General features: G+C 32.8%; 19 protein-coding genes and 1 other annotated feature. Of the genes, 11 read left to right on the forward strand and 8 right to left on the reverse strand.

Annotated features, from left to right (window positions below):
* The first annotated feature begins 232 nt into the window (after positions 1–232).
* The gene (gene argR / locus ACODH8_RS13900; RefSeq protein WP_332465632.1) at positions 233–685 is read left to right on the forward strand and encodes an arginine repressor; all 453 of its coding nucleotides are present in this window, start codon (positions 233–235) and stop codon (positions 683–685) included.
* A gap of 73 nt (positions 686–758) precedes the next feature.
* On the opposite strand, the gene ACODH8_RS13905 is transcribed toward argR, so the two are convergent.
* The gene (locus tag ACODH8_RS13905; protein WP_332465631.1) at positions 759–965 is read right to left on the reverse strand and encodes a hypothetical protein; all 207 of its coding nucleotides are present in this window, start codon (positions 963–965) and stop codon (positions 759–761) included.
* 274 nt (positions 966–1,239) lie between these two features.
* On the opposite strand from ACODH8_RS13905, the gene mnmE reads away from it, so the two are divergent.
* Together mnmE and mnmG are read left to right on the forward strand one after the other, a co-directional pair.
* On the forward strand, positions 1,240–2,637 hold the full coding sequence (mnmE, locus tag ACODH8_RS13910; RefSeq protein ID WP_332465630.1) for a tRNA uridine-5-carboxymethylaminomethyl(34) synthesis GTPase MnmE: 1,398 nt from the start codon (positions 1,240–1,242) through the stop codon (positions 2,635–2,637).
* A gap of 14 nt (positions 2,638–2,651) precedes the next feature.
* Positions 2,652–4,550 (forward strand): tRNA uridine-5-carboxymethylaminomethyl(34) synthesis enzyme MnmG, encoded by a 1,899-nt coding sequence (gene mnmG, locus ACODH8_RS13915; protein WP_420517786.1) that lies wholly within the window; start codon positions 2,652–2,654, stop codon positions 4,548–4,550.
* A 37-nt stretch (positions 4,551–4,587) separates the two neighbouring features.
* On the opposite strand, the gene ACODH8_RS13920 is transcribed toward mnmG, so the two are convergent.
* Together ACODH8_RS13920 and ACODH8_RS13925 are read right to left on the reverse strand one after the other, a co-directional pair.
* Complete coding sequence (locus ACODH8_RS13920) at positions 4,588–4,917, reverse strand: hypothetical protein (protein WP_332465615.1); 330 nt, start codon at positions 4,915–4,917, stop codon at positions 4,588–4,590.
* A 26-nt stretch (positions 4,918–4,943) separates the two neighbouring features.
* On the reverse strand, positions 4,944–5,357 hold the full coding sequence (locus ACODH8_RS13925; protein WP_332465614.1) for a GNAT family N-acetyltransferase: 414 nt from the start codon (positions 5,355–5,357) through the stop codon (positions 4,944–4,946).
* A 161-nt stretch (positions 5,358–5,518) separates the two neighbouring features.
* On the opposite strand from ACODH8_RS13925, the gene rsmG reads away from it, so the two are divergent.
* The 7 genes from rsmG (at position 5,519) to guaB (ending at position 11,743) form a co-directional block, all read left to right on the forward strand.
* Positions 5,519–6,238, forward strand: coding sequence for a 16S rRNA (guanine(527)-N(7))-methyltransferase RsmG (rsmG, locus tag ACODH8_RS13930; RefSeq protein WP_332465613.1), 720 nt, complete (start codon positions 5,519–5,521; stop codon positions 6,236–6,238).
* A gap of 35 nt (positions 6,239–6,273) precedes the next feature.
* Positions 6,274–7,041, forward strand: coding sequence for an AAA family ATPase (locus ACODH8_RS13935; RefSeq protein WP_332465612.1), 768 nt, complete (start codon positions 6,274–6,276; stop codon positions 7,039–7,041).
* Positions 7,028–7,915, forward strand: coding sequence for a ParB/RepB/Spo0J family partition protein (locus ACODH8_RS13940; protein WP_332465611.1), 888 nt, complete (start codon positions 7,028–7,030; stop codon positions 7,913–7,915). Before ACODH8_RS13935 ends, ACODH8_RS13940 begins: the two co-directional genes overlap by 14 nt.
* A 147-nt stretch (positions 7,916–8,062) precedes the next feature.
* Entirely contained in the window at positions 8,063–8,254 is a 192-nt protein-coding gene (locus tag ACODH8_RS13945) for a DUF951 domain-containing protein (protein ID WP_332465610.1), read from the forward strand.
* A gap of 18 nt (positions 8,255–8,272) precedes the next feature.
* Positions 8,273–9,373, forward strand: coding sequence for a redox-regulated ATPase YchF (gene ychF, locus ACODH8_RS13950; protein WP_332465609.1), 1,101 nt, complete (start codon positions 8,273–8,275; stop codon positions 9,371–9,373).
* A 24-nt stretch (positions 9,374–9,397) separates the two neighbouring features.
* Positions 9,398–10,099: a DUF1129 domain-containing protein gene (locus ACODH8_RS13955; RefSeq protein ID WP_332465608.1), complete on the forward strand. Its 702-nt coding sequence runs from the start codon at positions 9,398–9,400 to the stop codon at positions 10,097–10,099.
* Between the two features lie 159 nt (positions 10,100–10,258).
* On the forward strand, positions 10,259–11,743 hold the full coding sequence (guaB, locus tag ACODH8_RS13960) for an IMP dehydrogenase (RefSeq protein WP_420517787.1): 1,485 nt from the start codon (positions 10,259–10,261) through the stop codon (positions 11,741–11,743).
* Positions 11,744–11,852: 109 nt separating this feature from the next.
* On the opposite strand, the gene ACODH8_RS13965 is transcribed toward guaB, so the two are convergent.
* Positions 11,853–12,239, reverse strand: a complete 387-nt coding sequence (locus ACODH8_RS13965) for a hypothetical protein (protein ID WP_332465606.1) — start codon at positions 12,237–12,239, stop codon at positions 11,853–11,855.
* A gap of 463 nt (positions 12,240–12,702) precedes the next feature.
* Between ACODH8_RS13965 and ACODH8_RS13970 the strand changes: the two genes are divergently transcribed.
* Positions 12,703–12,996 (forward strand): hypothetical protein, encoded by a 294-nt coding sequence (locus tag ACODH8_RS13970; protein WP_332465605.1) that lies wholly within the window; start codon positions 12,703–12,705, stop codon positions 12,994–12,996.
* A 167-nt stretch (positions 12,997–13,163) separates the two neighbouring features.
* On the opposite strand, the gene serS is transcribed toward ACODH8_RS13970, so the two are convergent.
* The 4 genes from serS to ACODH8_RS13990 all read right to left on the reverse strand — a co-directional run bounded on the left by serS (position 13,164) and on the right by ACODH8_RS13990 (position 17,978).
* On the reverse strand, positions 13,164–14,438 hold the full coding sequence (gene serS / locus ACODH8_RS13975; protein ID WP_332465604.1) for a serine--tRNA ligase: 1,275 nt from the start codon (positions 14,436–14,438) through the stop codon (positions 13,164–13,166).
* A 61-nt stretch (positions 14,439–14,499) separates the two neighbouring features.
* Positions 14,500–14,723 (reverse strand) — a binding site (T-box leader).
* A gap of 41 nt (positions 14,724–14,764) precedes the next feature.
* Positions 14,765–16,045 carry a serine hydrolase gene (locus tag ACODH8_RS13980; RefSeq protein ID WP_332465603.1) on the reverse strand — a complete coding sequence of 427 codons (1,281 nt, stop codon included), beginning with the start codon at positions 16,043–16,045 and terminating at the stop codon, positions 14,765–14,767.
* 87 nt (positions 16,046–16,132) lie between these two features.
* A complete protein-coding gene (locus ACODH8_RS13985; protein WP_332465747.1) occupies positions 16,133–17,308 on the reverse strand; it encodes a HAMP domain-containing sensor histidine kinase in 1,176 nt (391 codons plus the stop codon).
* On the reverse strand, positions 17,292–17,978 hold the full coding sequence (locus tag ACODH8_RS13990; protein ID WP_332465602.1) for a response regulator transcription factor: 687 nt from the start codon (positions 17,976–17,978) through the stop codon (positions 17,292–17,294). Before ACODH8_RS13990 ends, ACODH8_RS13985 begins: the two co-directional genes overlap by 17 nt.
* Positions 17,979–18,430: the final 452 nt, after the last annotated feature.

Consider the following 18,430-nt stretch of genomic DNA (forward strand, 5'->3'; position numbering starts at 1 on the left):
CTGTAGTAAAATTAGTCATGAGAAAGTCCTCCTATAAAATTTCGGTTGTGGTAACTTTAATTTTACAGAATGGACTTTCTTTTTATCTACCTAAAATTTCTATTTACACAAAATATTTTACGCTATCAAACGTTTATTTAAACATATCATATGTTAATGAATAATATGATGCTGATACTCCTTTTTTTTGTTATAATAAGTTTGTAATAAATATGCAAGGGAGAATGTATTTATGAATAAAAAAGGAAGACATTTTTTAATAAAGAAAATTATCTCTCAAGAAGTAATAACTAGCCAAACAGAATTAGTTAAAAAACTGAATGAAAATAAAGTAGAAGTAACTCAAGCGACTATATCTAGGGATATAAATGAGCTAGGAATTAGAAAAGTGAGCGATTCAAGTGGTGTTATAAAATATGGCATAGTAGCTAAACAAGAAGAGAATGATGATAGCAAACTAAAAGAGATTTTTAGTGACTATGTTAGTAGTGTTGTTCAAGTTCAAGTTTTAAACGTTTTAAAAACATCATTAGGAGAAGCTAATATTGTTGCTGCAGAATTAGATGAGAAGGGGATACCTGAGATTGTAGGGACAATCGCAGGAACTGATACGTTGGTTCTTTTTTCAGGATCAGAAGTAGAAGCTAAAAAATTAAATGATCAGTTATTATCTTATTTAAAATAAAAAAATAACCTTTGCCAAATACTTTAATATAAGTGGCAAAGGCTATTTTTATTTGAATGTTAGCTACTAATCACTAACTTCTAGTAAATCTTGTTTTCTGAACATTGGTTTTTTCATCAACTGAATAACCATCTTCTTCAATGGTACTTTTTAATACAAGGTGAGTGTCTTCATCAGAATCTCTGACAACAACAGTATTCTCTAAGATAGTTTGAACCTCACCAACAACTTGCTTCTCGTGAACTGTGGGATAATCAATAATTGATCCTATTACAATCATAATTTTAGACACATGGCATCAATCCCTTCTATTTCAATTATACCACATTTATATAATGTATGTTTTTTTAAGGAGTTGTTCTATTTAAATCTTAGTAATAAGTTTATTTTCTTAGTGAATAAAAATTGTCAAAATTCTTCCTTTGTGCTATTATTTCTAATGAATACAATACGGATAGCAGTCAAAGTGCGTATCCACTTTTTTTTGAATTGTCAAAAAAGGGTGGAGTAGGCACTTTTTTATATGGATTTTTTTAGAAAGGACCTAAAAAGAGATGAATAATATTACAAAAGAATTTGATACAATTGCAGCCATTTCAACACCACCTGGTGAAGGGGCTATAAGTATTGTCCGTTTAAGTGGAGATGACGCAGTTGCTATTGCCGATAAAGTTAACGCTTATACTAAGAAAAAATTAGTCGATGTTGCTAGTCATACGATTCACTATGGACATATTAAAGATCCTGATACAGATAGTGTGTTAGATGAAGTCATGTTTTCTATTATGTTAGCACCTAAGACCTTTACAAGAGAAAATATTGTTGAGATTAACTGTCATGGGGGAATGGTTGTTGCTAATCAAGTTTTACAGTTGTTACTAAGACAAGGAGCTCGTCTAGCAGAACCAGGAGAATTTACCAAAAGAGCGTTTTTAAATGGCCGTATGGATTTATCTCAAGCAGAAGCGGTAATGGATTTAATCCAAGCTAAAACAGATGAATCAATGAAGTTAGCGTTAAATCAATTAGATGGCAAATTATCTATTATGATTAAAGACTTACGTCAACATATTTTACAAGCATTAGCTCAGGTTGAAGTGAATATTGATTACCCTGAGTATGATGATGTCGAAGAAATGACAACTCAATTAATGAAAGAAAAAGCAGAAGAAGTAAAGGGATCCATTGATCATTTATTATTAACTGCTAAGCAAGGTAAGATTTTAAGAGAAGGATTATCAACAGCAATCATTGGTCGTCCCAATGTAGGTAAATCAAGTCTTTTAAATTATTTACTTCAAGAAGATAAAGCAATTGTGACAGATATCGCAGGAACGACACGGGACGTGATTGAAGAATACGTCAATGTGCGTGGAGTCCCATTAAAATTAATAGATACAGCAGGTATTCGTGAGACAGAGGATATCGTTGAAAAAATTGGTGTTGAAAGAAGTCGTAAAGCCTTACAAGAAGCAGATTTAATTTTATTAGTATTAAATCAAAGTGAAGCCTTAACACCTATGGATAAAGAGTTACTTGAATTAACTCAAGGGATGAACCGTATTATCCTTTTAAACAAAATGGATTTAGCAACACAATTAGATTTAGTAGAATTAGAGACGTATTTGAATAATGAAACAGTGCTATCTATTTCTGTTACATCAAGTGAAGGCATTGAAAATCTAGAACAAAGTATAAAAGATACTTTCTTTACAAACTCAGGGAAAGAAAAAGATGCTACTTATATTTCTAATTCACGTCATATTGCTCTTTTAGAACAAGCTAATATGGCTCTTGATGAAGTCTTAAATGGCATAGAGATGGATATGCCAGTTGATTTACTCCAAATTGATATGACTCGTTCATGGGATTTATTAGGTGAGATTATTGGTGATAGCGTTCAAGATGAGTTAATTACACAGTTATTTAGTCAGTTCTGTTTAGGAAAATAGTGGGAGAGAAAAATATGGAAAAACAACAATACGATGTCATCGTTGTCGGTGGTGGACATGCAGGTTCTGAAGCTTCTTTAGCTGCAGCACGTATGGGCATGAAAACATTATTAGTTACTTTAAATTTAGATATTATTGGCTTTATGCCATGTAACCCGTCTATTGGTGGACCAGCTAAAGGAGTAGTTGTTCGTGAGATTGATGCTCTAGGTGGCGAGATGGGTCGCAATATTGATAAAACTTATATTCAAATGCGTATGCTAAACACAGGTAAAGGACCTGCAGTAAGAGCTTTGCGTGCTCAAGCTGATAAGTTTGAGTACCAAAATGAGATGAAGAAAACTTTAGAAAATACTGAAAACTTAGATTTAAGACAAGGAATTGTTGAGAAATTAATTGTTGAAGATGACGTAGTAAAAGGGGTTCAAATCAGCACAGGAACTCAATTCTTCAGTAAAGCAGTTATTATTACTGCAGGTACAGCTCTACGTGGAGAAATTATTATTGGCGATTTAAAATACTCTTCAGGACCTAATAATTCTTTACCAGCAATCGGCTTAGCTGATAACTTAAAAGAATTAGGTTTAGAGATTGATCGTTTTAAAACAGGAACACCACCACGTGTTAAATCAAGCTCAATTAACTATGAAGTAACTGAGATTCAACCAGGAGATGAGACACCAAATCATTTCAGTTTTGAAACGTCAGATGAAGCTTATAAATCAGAGCAATTGCCTTGTTGGTTAACTTATACTAATTTAGATACTCATGATGTGATTCGTGAAAATCTACACCGTGCACCAATGTTTACAGGAATTGTTGAAGGTGTGGGAGCTCGTTATTGCCCATCTATTGAAGATAAAGTGGTACGTTTTAGTGATAAACCACGTCACCAAATCTTCTTAGAGCCAGAAGGAGCCAATACAGAGGAAGTGTATGTTCAAGGTCTTTCAACTTCTTTACCAGAAGATGTACAACATGAGATGATTCATAGTGTGGCAGGTCTTGAAAATGCTGAAGTTATGCGTAGTGGTTATGCGATTGAGTATGATGTTGTCGTACCACATCAATTACGCCCAACGCTTGAAACAATGAAAATTGCAGGTCTTTATACAGCAGGTCAAACGAATGGAACGTCTGGCTATGAAGAAGCTGCTTGCCAAGGGTTAATTGCAGGAATTAACGCTTCGTTAAAAATCCAAGGTAAAGAACCATTAGTATTAAAACGTAGTGACGCTTATATTGGTGTGTTAATTGATGACTTAGTAACTAAAGGAACTAACGAACCTTACCGTCTATTAACGTCCCGCGCGGAGTACCGTTTATTATTACGTCATGATAATGCTGATTTACGATTAACAGAAGTTGGTCATAATATTGGACTTGTTAGTGACGAACGTTTTAATGAGTATGAAATGAAAAAATCAATGATTGAAGCAGAGATGAAACGTTTAGAAAAAACACGTTTAAAACCAACTCAAGAGTTACAAGACTATTTAGCTACTAAAAATAGTGCTGCTTTAAAAGATGGCATCTTAGCAGCAGATTTATTACGCCGTCCTGAGTTAAATTACTTAGATATTGCTAAGTTCGTTGAAACACCAGAAGTAGCGGTACCACGTTATGTCTACGAACAAGTTGAAATCCAAGCTAAGTATGCTGGTTATATCAAAAAAGCAAATGACAAAGTGGATAAATTAAAACGTATGGAAGCTAAAAAAATCCCAGCTAATATTGACTACACTCAAGTTAATAGTTTAGCAACAGAAGCAGTTCAAAAGCTAGAAAAAATCAGACCAGAAACGATTGCACAAGCCAGTCGTATTAGTGGTGTAAACCCAGCTGATATTAGTATCTTAATGGTATATATCGAACAAGGTAAGATAGCGAAAAGAGATGAAAACAAGGCTTAGTGATAAGCCTTGTTTTATTTGTATTAATCAACTATATCTAAAATTTTCCTTTTCTTTCTTCAATGACGTTGTTAATTGTTTTAATAAATGTCTCTTTAGATATGTCTTTAGTTAAGTAGATTTTTTTGTGAGAAAAATCATTAATAAAGATTTCAATTGTAATGAGGGTGGTTAAATCATAAATATAAGGGCTAGCAAAGTTAATAGGATCGATTGTAGCGATACGTAGCTCTTCGTGTTTATCAGTTCCATGTAAAGAGTTAACGATATTTATCAAAAAAATCAAGGTTTCTTTTTGTTGGGTTCCTTGATTATCAATGGTTCCTGAAACGTAGGTATAGTTTATATCTTCTATATTATCTGTCATAAGGAATCTCCTTTCGATATGAAGCATTATCTTTTATAAAACATGCCACAACTATTAGGCAATGTCTCAATAAATCCATATTGTGCATACAAATCTTTAGCTTTTCCATCAGCAATTAAATTAACATAGGCTTGTGGGTCAATAGTTTCCTTAACATAAGTCATTAGGTGTTCCATCACAAGTTTTCCTAGTCCACGACCTTGATAAGAAGGTTCTACTACGATATCGACTAATTGAAAGACAGTACCGCCATCTCCAACAATTCGTCCCATAGCAATTAATTGATCGTCTTCTCTAACTGTAATAGCAAAGTAACTATTACTTAATCCAACCTTAGCTCCTTCGATACTTTTAGCAGATAAACCGCCCATTTTCCTTAAATATAGGTATTCCTCCACTGTAGGAATATTTTCAGAGACAATAAATGTTTGTTTTTTCATATTAAGTTAAACCTTTCTTTTTGTGTAACACATTAAAATGTTTCACATGAAACATCTTTTTCTGTTTATTATGAAGGATATTCATTGAATATTTTGTTTTTTTGCGTTAAAGTAGAGTTATCTGTGAAACATTTTTTTGTTTCACAATAAGGAGAATAAAGATGAAACCAGAAATTTTTAAACAAGAATTAGCCAAAATAGGCATTGAATTATCTGAAAAACAAATGAATCAATTTAATATTTATTATGAACTATTAGTAGAATGGAATCAAAAAATTAACTTAACAGCTATTACTGAATTAGAAGAAGTTTACTTAAAACATTTCTATGATTCAATCACCTTAGCAACTACGATTGATTTGAGTAAAGAAAATTATTCTTTATGTGATGTAGGAGCAGGAGCTGGGTTTCCAAGTATCCCGTTAAAGATAGTTTATCCTAATTTAGAGGTATCAATTGTTGATTCGTTAAATAAACGTATTAACTTTTTGAAATTATTAAGTGATTCTTTAGAGTTAGAAAATGTTCATTTATATCATGATAGAGCAGAAACTTTTGGTCAAAATAAAGCTCATCGAGAAAAATATGATTTAGTGACAGCAAGAGCAGTTGCTAGGTTAAATGTCTTAGCTGAACTTTGTTTACCATTGGTGAAAAAGAATGGTCAGTTTTTAGCTTTAAAAGCTGCTAAAAGTGAAGAAGAAGTAGTAGAAGGTAAAAAAGCAATTGCTATTTTAGGTGGGAAATTAGTCAAAGAGACTGAAGTTTCATTACCATTTAGTGAAGATAAACGTTACATTGTAGCAATTGATAAGAAAAAAGAAACACCTAATAAATATCCAAGAAAACCAGGAACACCAAATAAAAAACCTTTAGTTTAAATGATAAGTTAATGGAACACATTGGAGGAAAGATAATGGCACGGGTAATCTCAGTTGCAAACCAAAAAGGTGGAGTTGGTAAAACAACAACTACCGTCAATTTAGGCGCTTGTTTAGCAGATGCAGGCAAACGTGTTTTACTGATTGATATGGATGCTCAAGGAAACGCGACAAGTGGAATTGGTATCAAAAAATCAGATGTCACAAATGATATTTATGATGTATTAGTAAATGAAGTTCCTATTAAAGAAGTGATTCAACAAACCGCTCGTGAGAGATTAGAAATTGCACCAGCAACGATTCAATTATCAGGAGCTGAAATTGAGTTAACCTCAATGATGGCTAGAGAATCACGTTTGAAATTAGCTTTAAAAGATGTTATTGACGAATATGATTTTATTTTAATCGATTGTCCACCATCTTTAGGGCATTTAACAATTAATTCTTTTTCAGCAAGTGATTCTATCTTAATTCCTGTTCAATGCGAGTACTATGCACTTGAAGGTCTTAGTCAATTACTTAATACGATTCGTTTAGTACAAAAACATTTTAATCCAGATTTACGCATTGAAGGTGTGCTACTAACGATGTATGATGCTAGAACTAACTTAGGTTCTGAAGTAGTAGAAGAAGTAAGAAAGTATTTTAGAGAACGTGTATATGACACGATTATTCCAAGAAACGTTAGACTATCAGAAGCGCCAAGTCATGGAAAATCGATTATTGATTATGATCCAAAATCAAAAGGTGCAGAGAACTATCATGCTTTAGCAAAGGAAGTGATGAATCGTGAGCAAGACTAATAAAGGGTTAGGCCGAGGAATTGATGCATTGTTCAAAGATTTTTCAGATATTGAAGAAGTAGATGAAAAAAAAGACATAGTTATGGAAATTCCATTAGAAGAGTTACGTCCAAATCCGTATCAACCAAGAAAAACATTTGATGAACATGCATTAAAAGAATTATCAGAATCAATCAAACAATCAGGGGTTTTCCAACCCATTATTGTTAGAAAATCGACTATTAAAGGATATGAAATTATCGCTGGTGAACGCCGTTTTAGAGCCTCTAAATTAGCTGGAAAAAAAACAGTTCCTGCGATTGTTAGAGAATTTGATGAAGCAAGAATGATGCAAATTGCTGTTCTAGAGAACTTACAACGTGAAGACTTGAGTCCAATGGAAGAAGCAGAAGCTTATGAAATGCTAATGAAGAATCTGAAGTTAACACAAGTCGAATTAGCTGAACAATTAGGGAAAAGTCGCCCTTATATTGCGAATTATTTAAGACTATTAACGTTACCTCAAATTGTTAAAGACTTAGTTCAAAAAGAGCAATTGTCTATGGGACAAGCAAGAACTTTATTAGGCTTAAAAGATGAAAAAGATATTATTCCATTGGCTAATCGCGTGTTAAAAGAAGGTTTAACAGTTCGTCAATTAGAACAAATTGTTTCTGACATGAATGATAAACAATTAAAAACGCCGAAAAAAGCGAAGCAAATAACACCTAAACCTTATTACATTCAAACAAGTGAAGATCGTTTAATGGATAAGTTTGGAACAAGTGTTGCGATTCAAGAGAAAAACGGTAAAGGTAAAATTGAAATCGAATATTTATCTCAATCAGATTTAACTCGAATTTTAGATATTTTAGACATTCAATTTGATGATTAATCAAATAAGTATCTCTTAAAAAATAGGCTTGAGAGATACTTATCTTTTCGATTATTTATAGAAAATAAATTAAGAATACATCAACTAATAGAGAGTAATTTATGTTACTATATAGCATGTGCAAGAAGAGTAAAGGAAGGTGTTTATATGTTTGATTTAGGTGATATCGTTGAGATGAAAAAACCTCATGCGTGCCAAACAAATCGTTGGGAAGTTACTCGTATGGGAATGGATATAAAAATCAAATGTGTCAATTGTCAACATATTGTGATGATGCCTCGTAAAGAGTTTACTAAAAAGATGAAAAAAGTGTTAGAAAAAAAGAACCAAGATAACTAAAGAAAGAGTGGTAATAAAATGGCTTTAACAGCAGGTATTGTAGGTTTACCAAACGTTGGTAAATCAACCCTATTTAACGCGATTACAAAAGCAGGAGTAGAAGCAGCAAACTATCCTTTCGCAACAATTGACCCAAACGTAGGAATGGTAGAAGTACCAGATGAGCGTTTAAATGAATTAACTAAATTAGTAAAACCTAAAAAAACAGTTCCAGCAACATTTGAATTTACAGACATCGCAGGGATTGTAAAGGGTGCAAGTAAAGGTGAAGGATTAGGAAATAAATTCTTAAGTAACATTCGCCAAGTAGACGCTATTTGTCATGTAGTTCGTTGTTTTGATGACGAAAACATTACTCACGTTGAAGGACGTGTTAATCCTTTAGAAGATATTGAAATCATTAACTTAGAATTAATTTTTGCAGATTTAGAGTCTGTAGATAAACGCATGAGCCGTGTTGCTAAGATTGCTAAAACTAAAGATAAAGAAGCCGTTGCTGAATTAGCTGTTTTAGAAAAAATCAAACCAGTTCTTGAAGAAGGTAAATCAGCAAGAACAATTGAATTTTCAGATGATGAGTTACCAATCGTTAAAGGATTATTCCTTTTAACAACAAAACCGGTTCTTTATGTAGCTAACGTTGCAGAAGACGAAGTGGCTGATGTTGAAGGTAACGAGTATGTTCAACAAGTGAAAAAATTTGCTGCAGAAGAAAATGCAGAAGTTATCACTGTTTGTGCTCGTGCTGAAGAAGAGATTGCTGAATTAGATGATGAAGACAAACAAGATTTCTTAGAAGCTTTAGGTATCGAAGAATCAGGATTAGATTTACTAATTAGAGCGTCATATTATTTATTAGGACAAGCAACTTATTTTACTGCTGGAGAGCAGGAAGTAAGAGCTTGGACATTTAAAGTTGGCATGAAAGCACCTGAATGTGCTGGAGTTATCCATACTGACTTTGAACGCGGATTTATTCGTGCGGAAACTGTTTCTTATGATGACTTAAAAGAGCATGGTAGTATGTCTGCAGCTAAAGAAGCTGGTCGTGTTCGTTCTGAAGGAAAAGAATATATCGTTAAAGATGGCGACGTTATGTTGTTTAGATTTAACGTTTAAAATTAGAAAATAAAGGTGAGACAAGTGGAAGAATCAAGAGAAGAACTACAACAAAAAGTGGCTCAAAATCGTGAATTAATGCCGCAACTAACGAAAAAGAATGACCAATTTATTTTTGACTTAAACAAAGCTTTAGAAGGAAGCGACATTTCTGAAGAGAAAAAAGTATTAGCGATGAATGATATGCTAACACAACTAGTTGAAGGACAAAAAACAGGTGTGACAGCTAAACAATTGTTTGGAACACCAACAGAAGCCATTGATCACATTTTAAATGCGCCAGAACCACCAAGAGAAATGTCTTTTAAAACAATTATGTTAGATAACTTCTTAATGTTATTTACTATGTTAGCAGTTATCACTTCTTTATTTAGCCTATTTTCAAAAAATGGAACTGCTAGTGCCCAAGGAATTACATCTTTAATTTTAGGAGGTATCTCTGGAGCCTTCTCATTCTACTTAATTTATAAATACATTTATGTTTACGATGAGCCAGGAGCTGACCAAAGTAAACGTCCAGGAGTATTAAAAACAGGTGGAATTATGGCAGTGAGTTTCTTACCGTGGTTTTTAGTAATGGGTGTATCAGCTTTCTTACCAGTAGCTATCAACCCAGTATTAAATCCAACAATCACTTTAGTAATGGGAGCTGCAACATTTGGCTTACGTTATTGGTTGAAGAAAAAATATAATTTCCAAGGTGCGATGTTTAGTCGTCGTTATTAGGAAGAGCAAGATGAGAAAAACGTTACTTTACGCTTAAATTCTAAGAGTAAGGTAAGTTTTTCCCCATCTTGTTTTTTTTATTAACTCAATCAATTGACGAACCTACTTTTTTTTGGTAAGTTTGTAAATAAAATAAAAATAAGGGAGTGCTATTTTCTAATGACAAATTGGGAAACAAAATTTTCAAGAAAAGGTTTTACATTTGATGACGTCTTATTAATTCCAGCGGAAAGCCACGTATTACCAAATGATGTGGATTTATCGGTGGAGCTTGCGCCCAATTTAAAACTAAATATTCCAATTATGAGTGCTAGCATGGATACTGTTACTGACAGTAAAATGGCAATTGCTATGGCTAGACAAGGTGGACTAGGGGTAATCCACAAAAATATGTCGATTGAGCAACAAGCTGATGAAGTGAGAAAGGTAAAACGTTCTGAAAGTGGCGTTATCATTGATCCATTTTTCTTAACACCAGAAAGTTTAGTCGCTGAAGCAGAAAACTTGATGGCAACATACCGAATCAGTGGCGTTCCAATTGTGGAAACGTTAGAAAATAGAAAACTAGTTGGTATTTTAACAAACCGTGATTTAAGATTTATTTCTGATTACAATCAACCAATCTCTGGTGTTATGACCAAAGAAGATTTAGTAACAGCTGAAGTTGGTACTTCATTAAAAGATGCAGAGAAAATACTGCAAAAACATAAAATAGAAAAATTACCAATAGTTGATGAAGAAGGAAAATTAAGTGGTTTAATTACTATTAAAGATATTGAAAAAGTAATTGAATTTCCGAATGCCGCAAAAGACCAACATGGTCGTTTACTTGCAGCTGCAGCAGTTGGTGTAACAAGTGATACATTCGAACGTGCAGAAGCTTTAATCGACGCTGGGGTAGATGCTTTGATTATTGATACAGCTCATGGCCATAGTGCTGGGGTTATTCGTAAAATCAAAGAAATTCGAGATACATTTAAAGATGTTGTTATTATTGCTGGTAACATTGCTACAGCTGAAGGAGCTAGAGCTCTTTATGAAGTTGGAGTAGACGTTGTTAAAGTTGGAATTGGTCCTGGATCGATTTGTACAACTCGTGTTGTTGCTGGTGTTGGGGTACCTCAATTAACAGCTATTTATGATGCAGCAGGAGTAGCTCGTGAATTTAGAAAAGCTATTATTGCTGATGGTGGTATTAAGTACTCAGGAGATATCGTTAAAGCTTTAGCAGCAGGTGGACATGTTGTAATGCTTGGTTCAATGTTAGCAGGAACGGATGAGTCTCCAGGTGAATTTGAAATCTTCCAAGGTCGTCGTTTCAAAACTTACCGTGGAATGGGTTCTTTAGGCGCTATGGCTAAAGGTTCAAGTGACCGTTACTTCCAAAGTTCAGTGAATGAAGCAAACAAATTAGTTCCAGAAGGTATCGAAGGACGAGTTGCTTACAAAGGTAGCGCTCAAGATATCGTCTTCCAAATGATTGGTGGACTACGTGCTGGTATGGGATATGTTGGCGCTGGTAACTTAAAAGAGTTACGCGACAATGCTCAATTTGTTCAAATGAGTGGTGCTGGTTTACGTGAGTCTCATCCACATGACGTTCAAATTACAAAAGAAGCACCAAACTATTCAATTGAATCATAATAAAGAAAGAGTTTGATTAGATCATCTCTAAAAAAAATAAGGAGTCAAAAATGAAAATCTCATTTTTGACTCCTTATTTTTGTATTTGTTGAATTCTTTGTGATGAGTTCTATAACCCGTAAACAATGATATTTTTCTTTTGAAGAATAGCTAAATCACAAAGATTAGCTATTTTTTTTAATTGAGATAAACATTCTTTTTTTTCAATCTCACCAGTGATTTCCAAATTAGAACATACATCATAGCCTACTATCACCTTTATTATTTCAGGAGCATTGTAAAAGAGATTCTCCCAAGATAAAAGGATTTCTTTTAATTTAGAAATATCTTCATTTATTAATGAAACACCAACTATATCGATACCCGAACGTTTTTTTCCATCTGTCCAAAAAGAAGTTATCCAAAAAAAGGAAGAGGAAATATAATCATATAAATTTTCATCCATATCTACTCTAGAATTAATATCATTTTCAATTTCAAAGCTAATAACACTCATTTTATTTCTCCTTTTTAAAATTAGATACTGTTAATTATATACCCCATCCATGTTGCTAATGAAAAAAGGGGAGGGAAAATAGTACATAGTAAAACTAGACTAAAACCAATTCTAGTAAATATTTCTTTTTTCTTATTAAAAATAATTCTAGTTGAGAGAAATATTATTATTAGAGATAACCCTAAAATAATATAAGTTATCAAATGAATAATATCTATTGGATAGTAATTCCAGTTGATAATCACTGAAATATAAACTAGAAACAAGAATAGTGTTGCTATTTCGTTGTATTTTTTAATATTCATAATAAATACCTCTTTTTTATTTATTATAAGTTATAGTCAAATATTCGGCAAATATGAAATGTATTTTGCTATGTTAGTATTAATTAAACATAATGAAATGTTTTGTTGAGTCATATGATATAATAAAAAATAATTGATTTGGTTAAGAGGTAAGAATAATGACTATAAAACAGATTAAAAAAATAAAAATTGTAAGAGGAATATTATTGTCTATTTATATTTATTTTGGGTGGGAGGTAATCCAAGCCCCTCGTCCTAAATCAATTGTAATAGAACATCTCCTAATAATTAATGTTATCATTATTTTATGTATCGGTATTCTTTCAGAAGTTTTACCGAAAGAACATCGTAGTGGAAATACATTTTCAAGCTATAAATCAAAATTATCAGAAATGATTTTGGAATTAGTATTTATATTGATATTAGCAGGATGTCTTATTTATTTTTTATAAAAAATAAGTTTGAAATAGTCAATAAAAATATGTGGAATAGTGTTAAGATGTAATTTTTTTGTTATAAAAACTTTTTAGCATATTTGGTTACTTATCTTATAAAGATTAATACTATACTCTTCACCAAAAAAAGGAACAAAATCAATTTTGATTTTGTTCCTTTTAATTTATTTAGTAATAGTTGTTAAACCGCCCATGTAAGGAACAAGTACTTCAGGGATAGTAACACTACCGTCTTCATTTTGATAGTTTTCTAAAATAGCAGCGACTGTACGACCAACAGCTAAACCAGAACCATTTAAGGTATGAACATAATCTGTCTTACCTTCTTCGTTACGGAAACGAATTTTAGCACGTCTTGCTTGGAAGTCCTCACAGTTTGAACAAGAACTGATTTCACGGTAAGTATCTTGAGCTGGAATCCAAACTTCAATGTCATAAGTTTTAGCAGCAGAGAATCCCATGTCACCTGTACATAAAGTAATTGTACGGTATGGTAAATTTAGTTTTTCTAAAATAGCTTCAGCATTTCCAGTCATTTTTTCTAATTCGTCGTAAGATGTTTCTGGATGACTTAATTTAACCATCTCAACTTTATTGAACTGGTGTAAACGAATTAAACCTCGTGTGTCTCGTCCGGCACTTCCTGCTTCAGAACGGAATGATGGACTTAGAGCTGTAAAGTAAACTGGTAATTGTTCAGGAGCTAAAATTTCATCACGATAGTAGTTCGTTAAAGGAACTTCAGCCGTTGGAATTAGCGTATAGTTACTATCTTCAATTTGGAAAACATCTTCTTTAAATTTAGGAAATTGTCCCGTACCAAACATTGATGTTTCGTTAACAATGTAAGGTGTCATCATTTCAGTATAGCCATGCTCATAAACATGAGTATCTAACATTAAGTTGTAGATAGCTCTTTCTAAACGAGCCCCTAATCCTTTGTAGAAGACAAAACGACTACCAGATACTTTGGCACCACGTTCAAAATCTAAAATACCTAAGTCTTCAGCTACTTCCCAATGTGGTTTAGGCTCAAAATCAAATTGTTTAGGAGTTGACCAACGTTTCACTTCAACATTATCCTCTTCATCAGCACCAACTGGAACATCAGTATGAGGTAAGTTAGGTAATGTATGAGAGATTGTTTGTAATTTTTCGTCAATAACACGAATTTCTTCATCTAAACCTTTAATCGTTTCGCCAACTTCTTTCATTTCTAGAATCTTATCGTCAGCATTTTCTTTGTTACGTTTTAAAGTAGCGATTTCTTGAGATACGTCATTACGTGTTTTCTTTAAAGTCTCTACTTTAACTAAATGGTTACGTCTTTCTTGGTCAAGAACCACAAACTCATTTAATACCTCTTCGTTGACACCACGAGTCATTAATTTTTCTTTGACTTCATCAATATTCTGTCTAATAAATTTTACATCTAACATTTCTATTCCTCCTTATAATAATAAAAATAAAAAACCTCTCCACCCCAAAAGAGACCAGCTCTTTTGGGGCGAAGAGGTTGAATTTCGCGGTACCACCCATAATTTTGCACAAATGTGCCTTCATTAAGTGTAAGAATAACGGTCTTTACTTGCCGGCGTAACTTAATCAACTAGTGTTTTCGTTACACGTCTTATGAAAGTGGATTCCTAAAGTTATTGTATTGACTTTCACCAAACGTCAACTCTCTAAAACAACAAAATTTAGTACTAATCTTTCGACATTTTATATTAAGTAGAGTATAGCTACTTTTTTTTACTCTGTCAAATTAAGATTTACCTGTTATTCGATACCAAGCAATGGTAAAAATATTATCTTTCTCTAAATCTTTTTTTAAAGTAACTGGAATACCAGGTTCTTTATGAATAGAAGAATCTAGATAACCAAGAGAATCACTTTTATTAGTAACAAATTGTTCACCTATAATGGATTCTTTACTCACCGGAGCTGCTAACTTTCCATTTTTAGTGATCTGATCAGATGTTTCTTTAAATGTTAGTTCAATGTCATCATTATTTTTAACCCAAATCACGACATCTTCCGTAACCATTAAAGGAACAGTTTTATATTTTGAGTTTTTAGTTTCAATAGAAGCAACACTAGGACTATCACCTTTTTTCAGAACACTGGTATAAGTCCATTCTTTATTGAGATAGTCAATCAAGTGTGAGGTTTCTTCAAAACGATTATGTTCTTCGTCAACTCCTAAGATAACTGTAATAATCTGAGTCCCATCTTTTTCAATTAACCCAGCAAAACACGCTTCAGCTAAAGGAGAAGTACCTGTTTTTAGCCCCATTACATGTGGTGTTTCATAATCAAAACCAGGAAGCATATCGTTTGAATTCCAAATGGTAAAAGCTTGATCTGTTCCTTTGAAAAGTTCAGTGCTAGGTTGAGACGAAATATCTAATATTTCAGGATAATCTGTAATTAAGTGTTGAGCAATAATAGCAACATCTTTAGCACTCATCATATTTTCGTCTTCTTCTTTAGTGTTCCCATAATATTTACCTTGTATATATTCATTACTTAAACCAGAGGCAGATACTAAAAGAGCATCTGTAATGCCCCAATCCTCTAATTGTTCGTGCATCATTTCAACAAAGGCTACTTCCGAACCTGCAATACGTTCTGCTAAAGCAGAAGTTAATGAATTAGCAGAGGAGATAAGAGAAGCCGTTACTGCGTCTCCTACTGTATAAGGCATATCATCCTCAATAGGAATATTAGATAAATCGGGATCTTTGCTTAATTTTTTTTGATAGTCACTGACAGGTAATGGTTCATCCCAAGATAAATTACCACTGTCGATTTGTTCATAGACTAAGTAAATAGATAATAATTTGGTAATAGAAGCAATAGCGAGTACTTCATCACTGTTTTGGGTATACAGTATTTTGCCACTGTTCGCATCAACTGCAATAGCTGATTTGGCTGCTAATGAAAATTGTTTTTCCAATGCCTGGGCTTTTAGAGGAGAGAAAAGGGTAAAAATAATAAAAGTCCAAATAATCACTCTAGATAGCCGACATTTCATTTGTTTCATAAAAGAATTCCTTTCTTTCTTTTTATAGTAAAGAATGTCTATTAAAATTTAACAAAAAAAAGGAGCCAAAGCAAATGACTAGGCTCCTTAGTTAGTTGGTATTTCAACATGATGAATGGGTAAGTGGATGATAAAAGAAGTCCAACCATTTTCAGATGTGGCGTATATCTGACCTTGGTGTAAGTCAACAATACTTTGGGCAATGGCTAAACCTAATCCAGTACCACCTGTTTGTTGAGAACGAGACTCTTCAACACGGTAAAAACGATCAAAAAGAAGATCTAAAGATTCTTTAGGTATTTCTTTTCCATTATTTTTTACTGTGATAATGACCTCATCAGCTACTTGTTCAGATGAAATAAGTATTTTAGTACCATCTGTCCCATATTTTAAGGCATTAGTTAGAAGGTTATCAAAGACACGAACTAGTTTTTCAGTATCTCCTTCCATTAGAAGAGAACTAGGTTTTGCTTCAAAATCAATGGAAACTTCTTTTTTCTGAGCATCTAATTCAAAATCAACCACAATTTGAGCAATTAATTGCTGCATATCAAAGGTCACTAGTGATAGTGGTGTATTTGATTGTCTCACTTTAGTGTATTCAAATAAATCATCTACTAAAAGCTTCATTTGCTTCGCTTTTAAATAGGCTGTGTGAGTATATTTGAGTAACTCTTCTTCATTAGAATATTTTTTTTCTTCTATTAAACCCAGATAACCGATGATTGAAGTTAAGGGCGTTCGAATGTCGTGACTCACATTAGTTATTAATTCGTCTTTAGATTGTTCGATACGTCGTTCTTCCTCGATAGCTTCAACAGTACTATCAACAAGGGCGTTAATACTAGTGATTAATTTTCCAAGATCGCCACCTAAATCAAAAGGAATCCGGTGATCATAGTGTCCACTAGAAATATAATGAAGTTCACTAATAATGTGGCGCTGTTGCATTTGTTTATATCGACGTACTAAACGCCAATAAAGAATACCGATATCAATGATTGCCATTAAAGCAAAAATTGGTTTTTTCCAAATCATGGCTTCTGGACTATAGAAACTCTCATAAAACGAGGGAACCAGAGAATGAACTAAAGTTTCTATAGAAACACTAGACTGAATGATTTGAACTAAAATCATATACATAGCAAGATTTAAGAGAATTAGAAGGATAATAGTAACTAAACCTTCTATAAGTAGTTCACTTTTTTCTTTAGATGTCAGACGAACACGAGTATAGGTTTTGTTATCAGCTTTCGATTTTATAGCCAACACCCCAAACTGTTTGGATCACTTTTTCACCATTCGTGGCTTCTTCAATTTTGTCTCGTAAGTGACTTACATGAACCATAACAGTTTTTGCAGATACTAAACTTTCCTGTTGCCAAACGCGCTCAAAGATTTCATCAGCACTAAAAACATGATTAGGATGACTTGCTAAAAGATGTAGAATACCAAACTCTAACGCAGTTAATTGAATACTAACACCTTTATCTGTCATAACTTCATGAGAATTTTTCTTGATAACTAGAGGACCAATTTCTAAAACGTCAGGAACGTCTGGTTGTACCTTCATATTCGTACGACGTAATAGTGATTTAACTCTAGCCATTATTTCAAGAGGATTAAATGGTTTGGTAACATAATCATCAGCTCCAGCAATTAAACCTTGGATTTTATCCATATCCGTTGTTTTAGCTGTTAGCATAATAATAGGAATTTGAGATTCTTTACGTAATTCTTTAACGACCTCCATTCCATCCATTTCAGGCATCATAATATCAAGAATCATTAAATCAATATCTGGATGAGCTGAAATCTTTTCTAGAGCTTGTTTACCATCGTAAGCTTTTACCACTTCATAGCCTTCATTTTTTACATAAATACTTAATAATTCAACTATTTCTTTATCATCATCAACAACAAGTATCTTCATTGTATATTTCCTCCGCTTCTATTATTAATAATTCTATTGTACCAAAAAAGAAACAACAAAAAATATTTTTAAAAAGATGTTTACAATTTTTTAAAAAAGTAGTATATTACTAAATGTTCTTGTAAAAAAAGAGGGACAAACAAAAATAAAAAAACATTTTGAAAGTTGTTGACAAACAATATTAAAACATGTTATTATTTTGAAGTTGCCTGATAACAAGCAGTTAACAAGCAAACAAAACGATTTAAAAAATAATTAAAAAACTTGTTGACAAACATTAGCAAGTTTGATATTATTAAAAAGTTGCTACGGCAGCTAAAGAATAGATCTTTGAAAACTGAACAAAGTAAGACAAACCAAATGTGTAGGGCGTTTTTACGAAAGTGAAAACAAACCATATTTAGTGAATAACATTCGCTAGCAAGTTTTAAATTAATTAATGAGCTAAACGT

The sequence above is a fragment of the Vagococcus fluvialis genome, assembly GCF_048815235.1.
In the GTDB taxonomy this organism is placed as follows: domain Bacteria; phylum Bacillota; class Bacilli; order Lactobacillales; family Vagococcaceae; genus Vagococcus.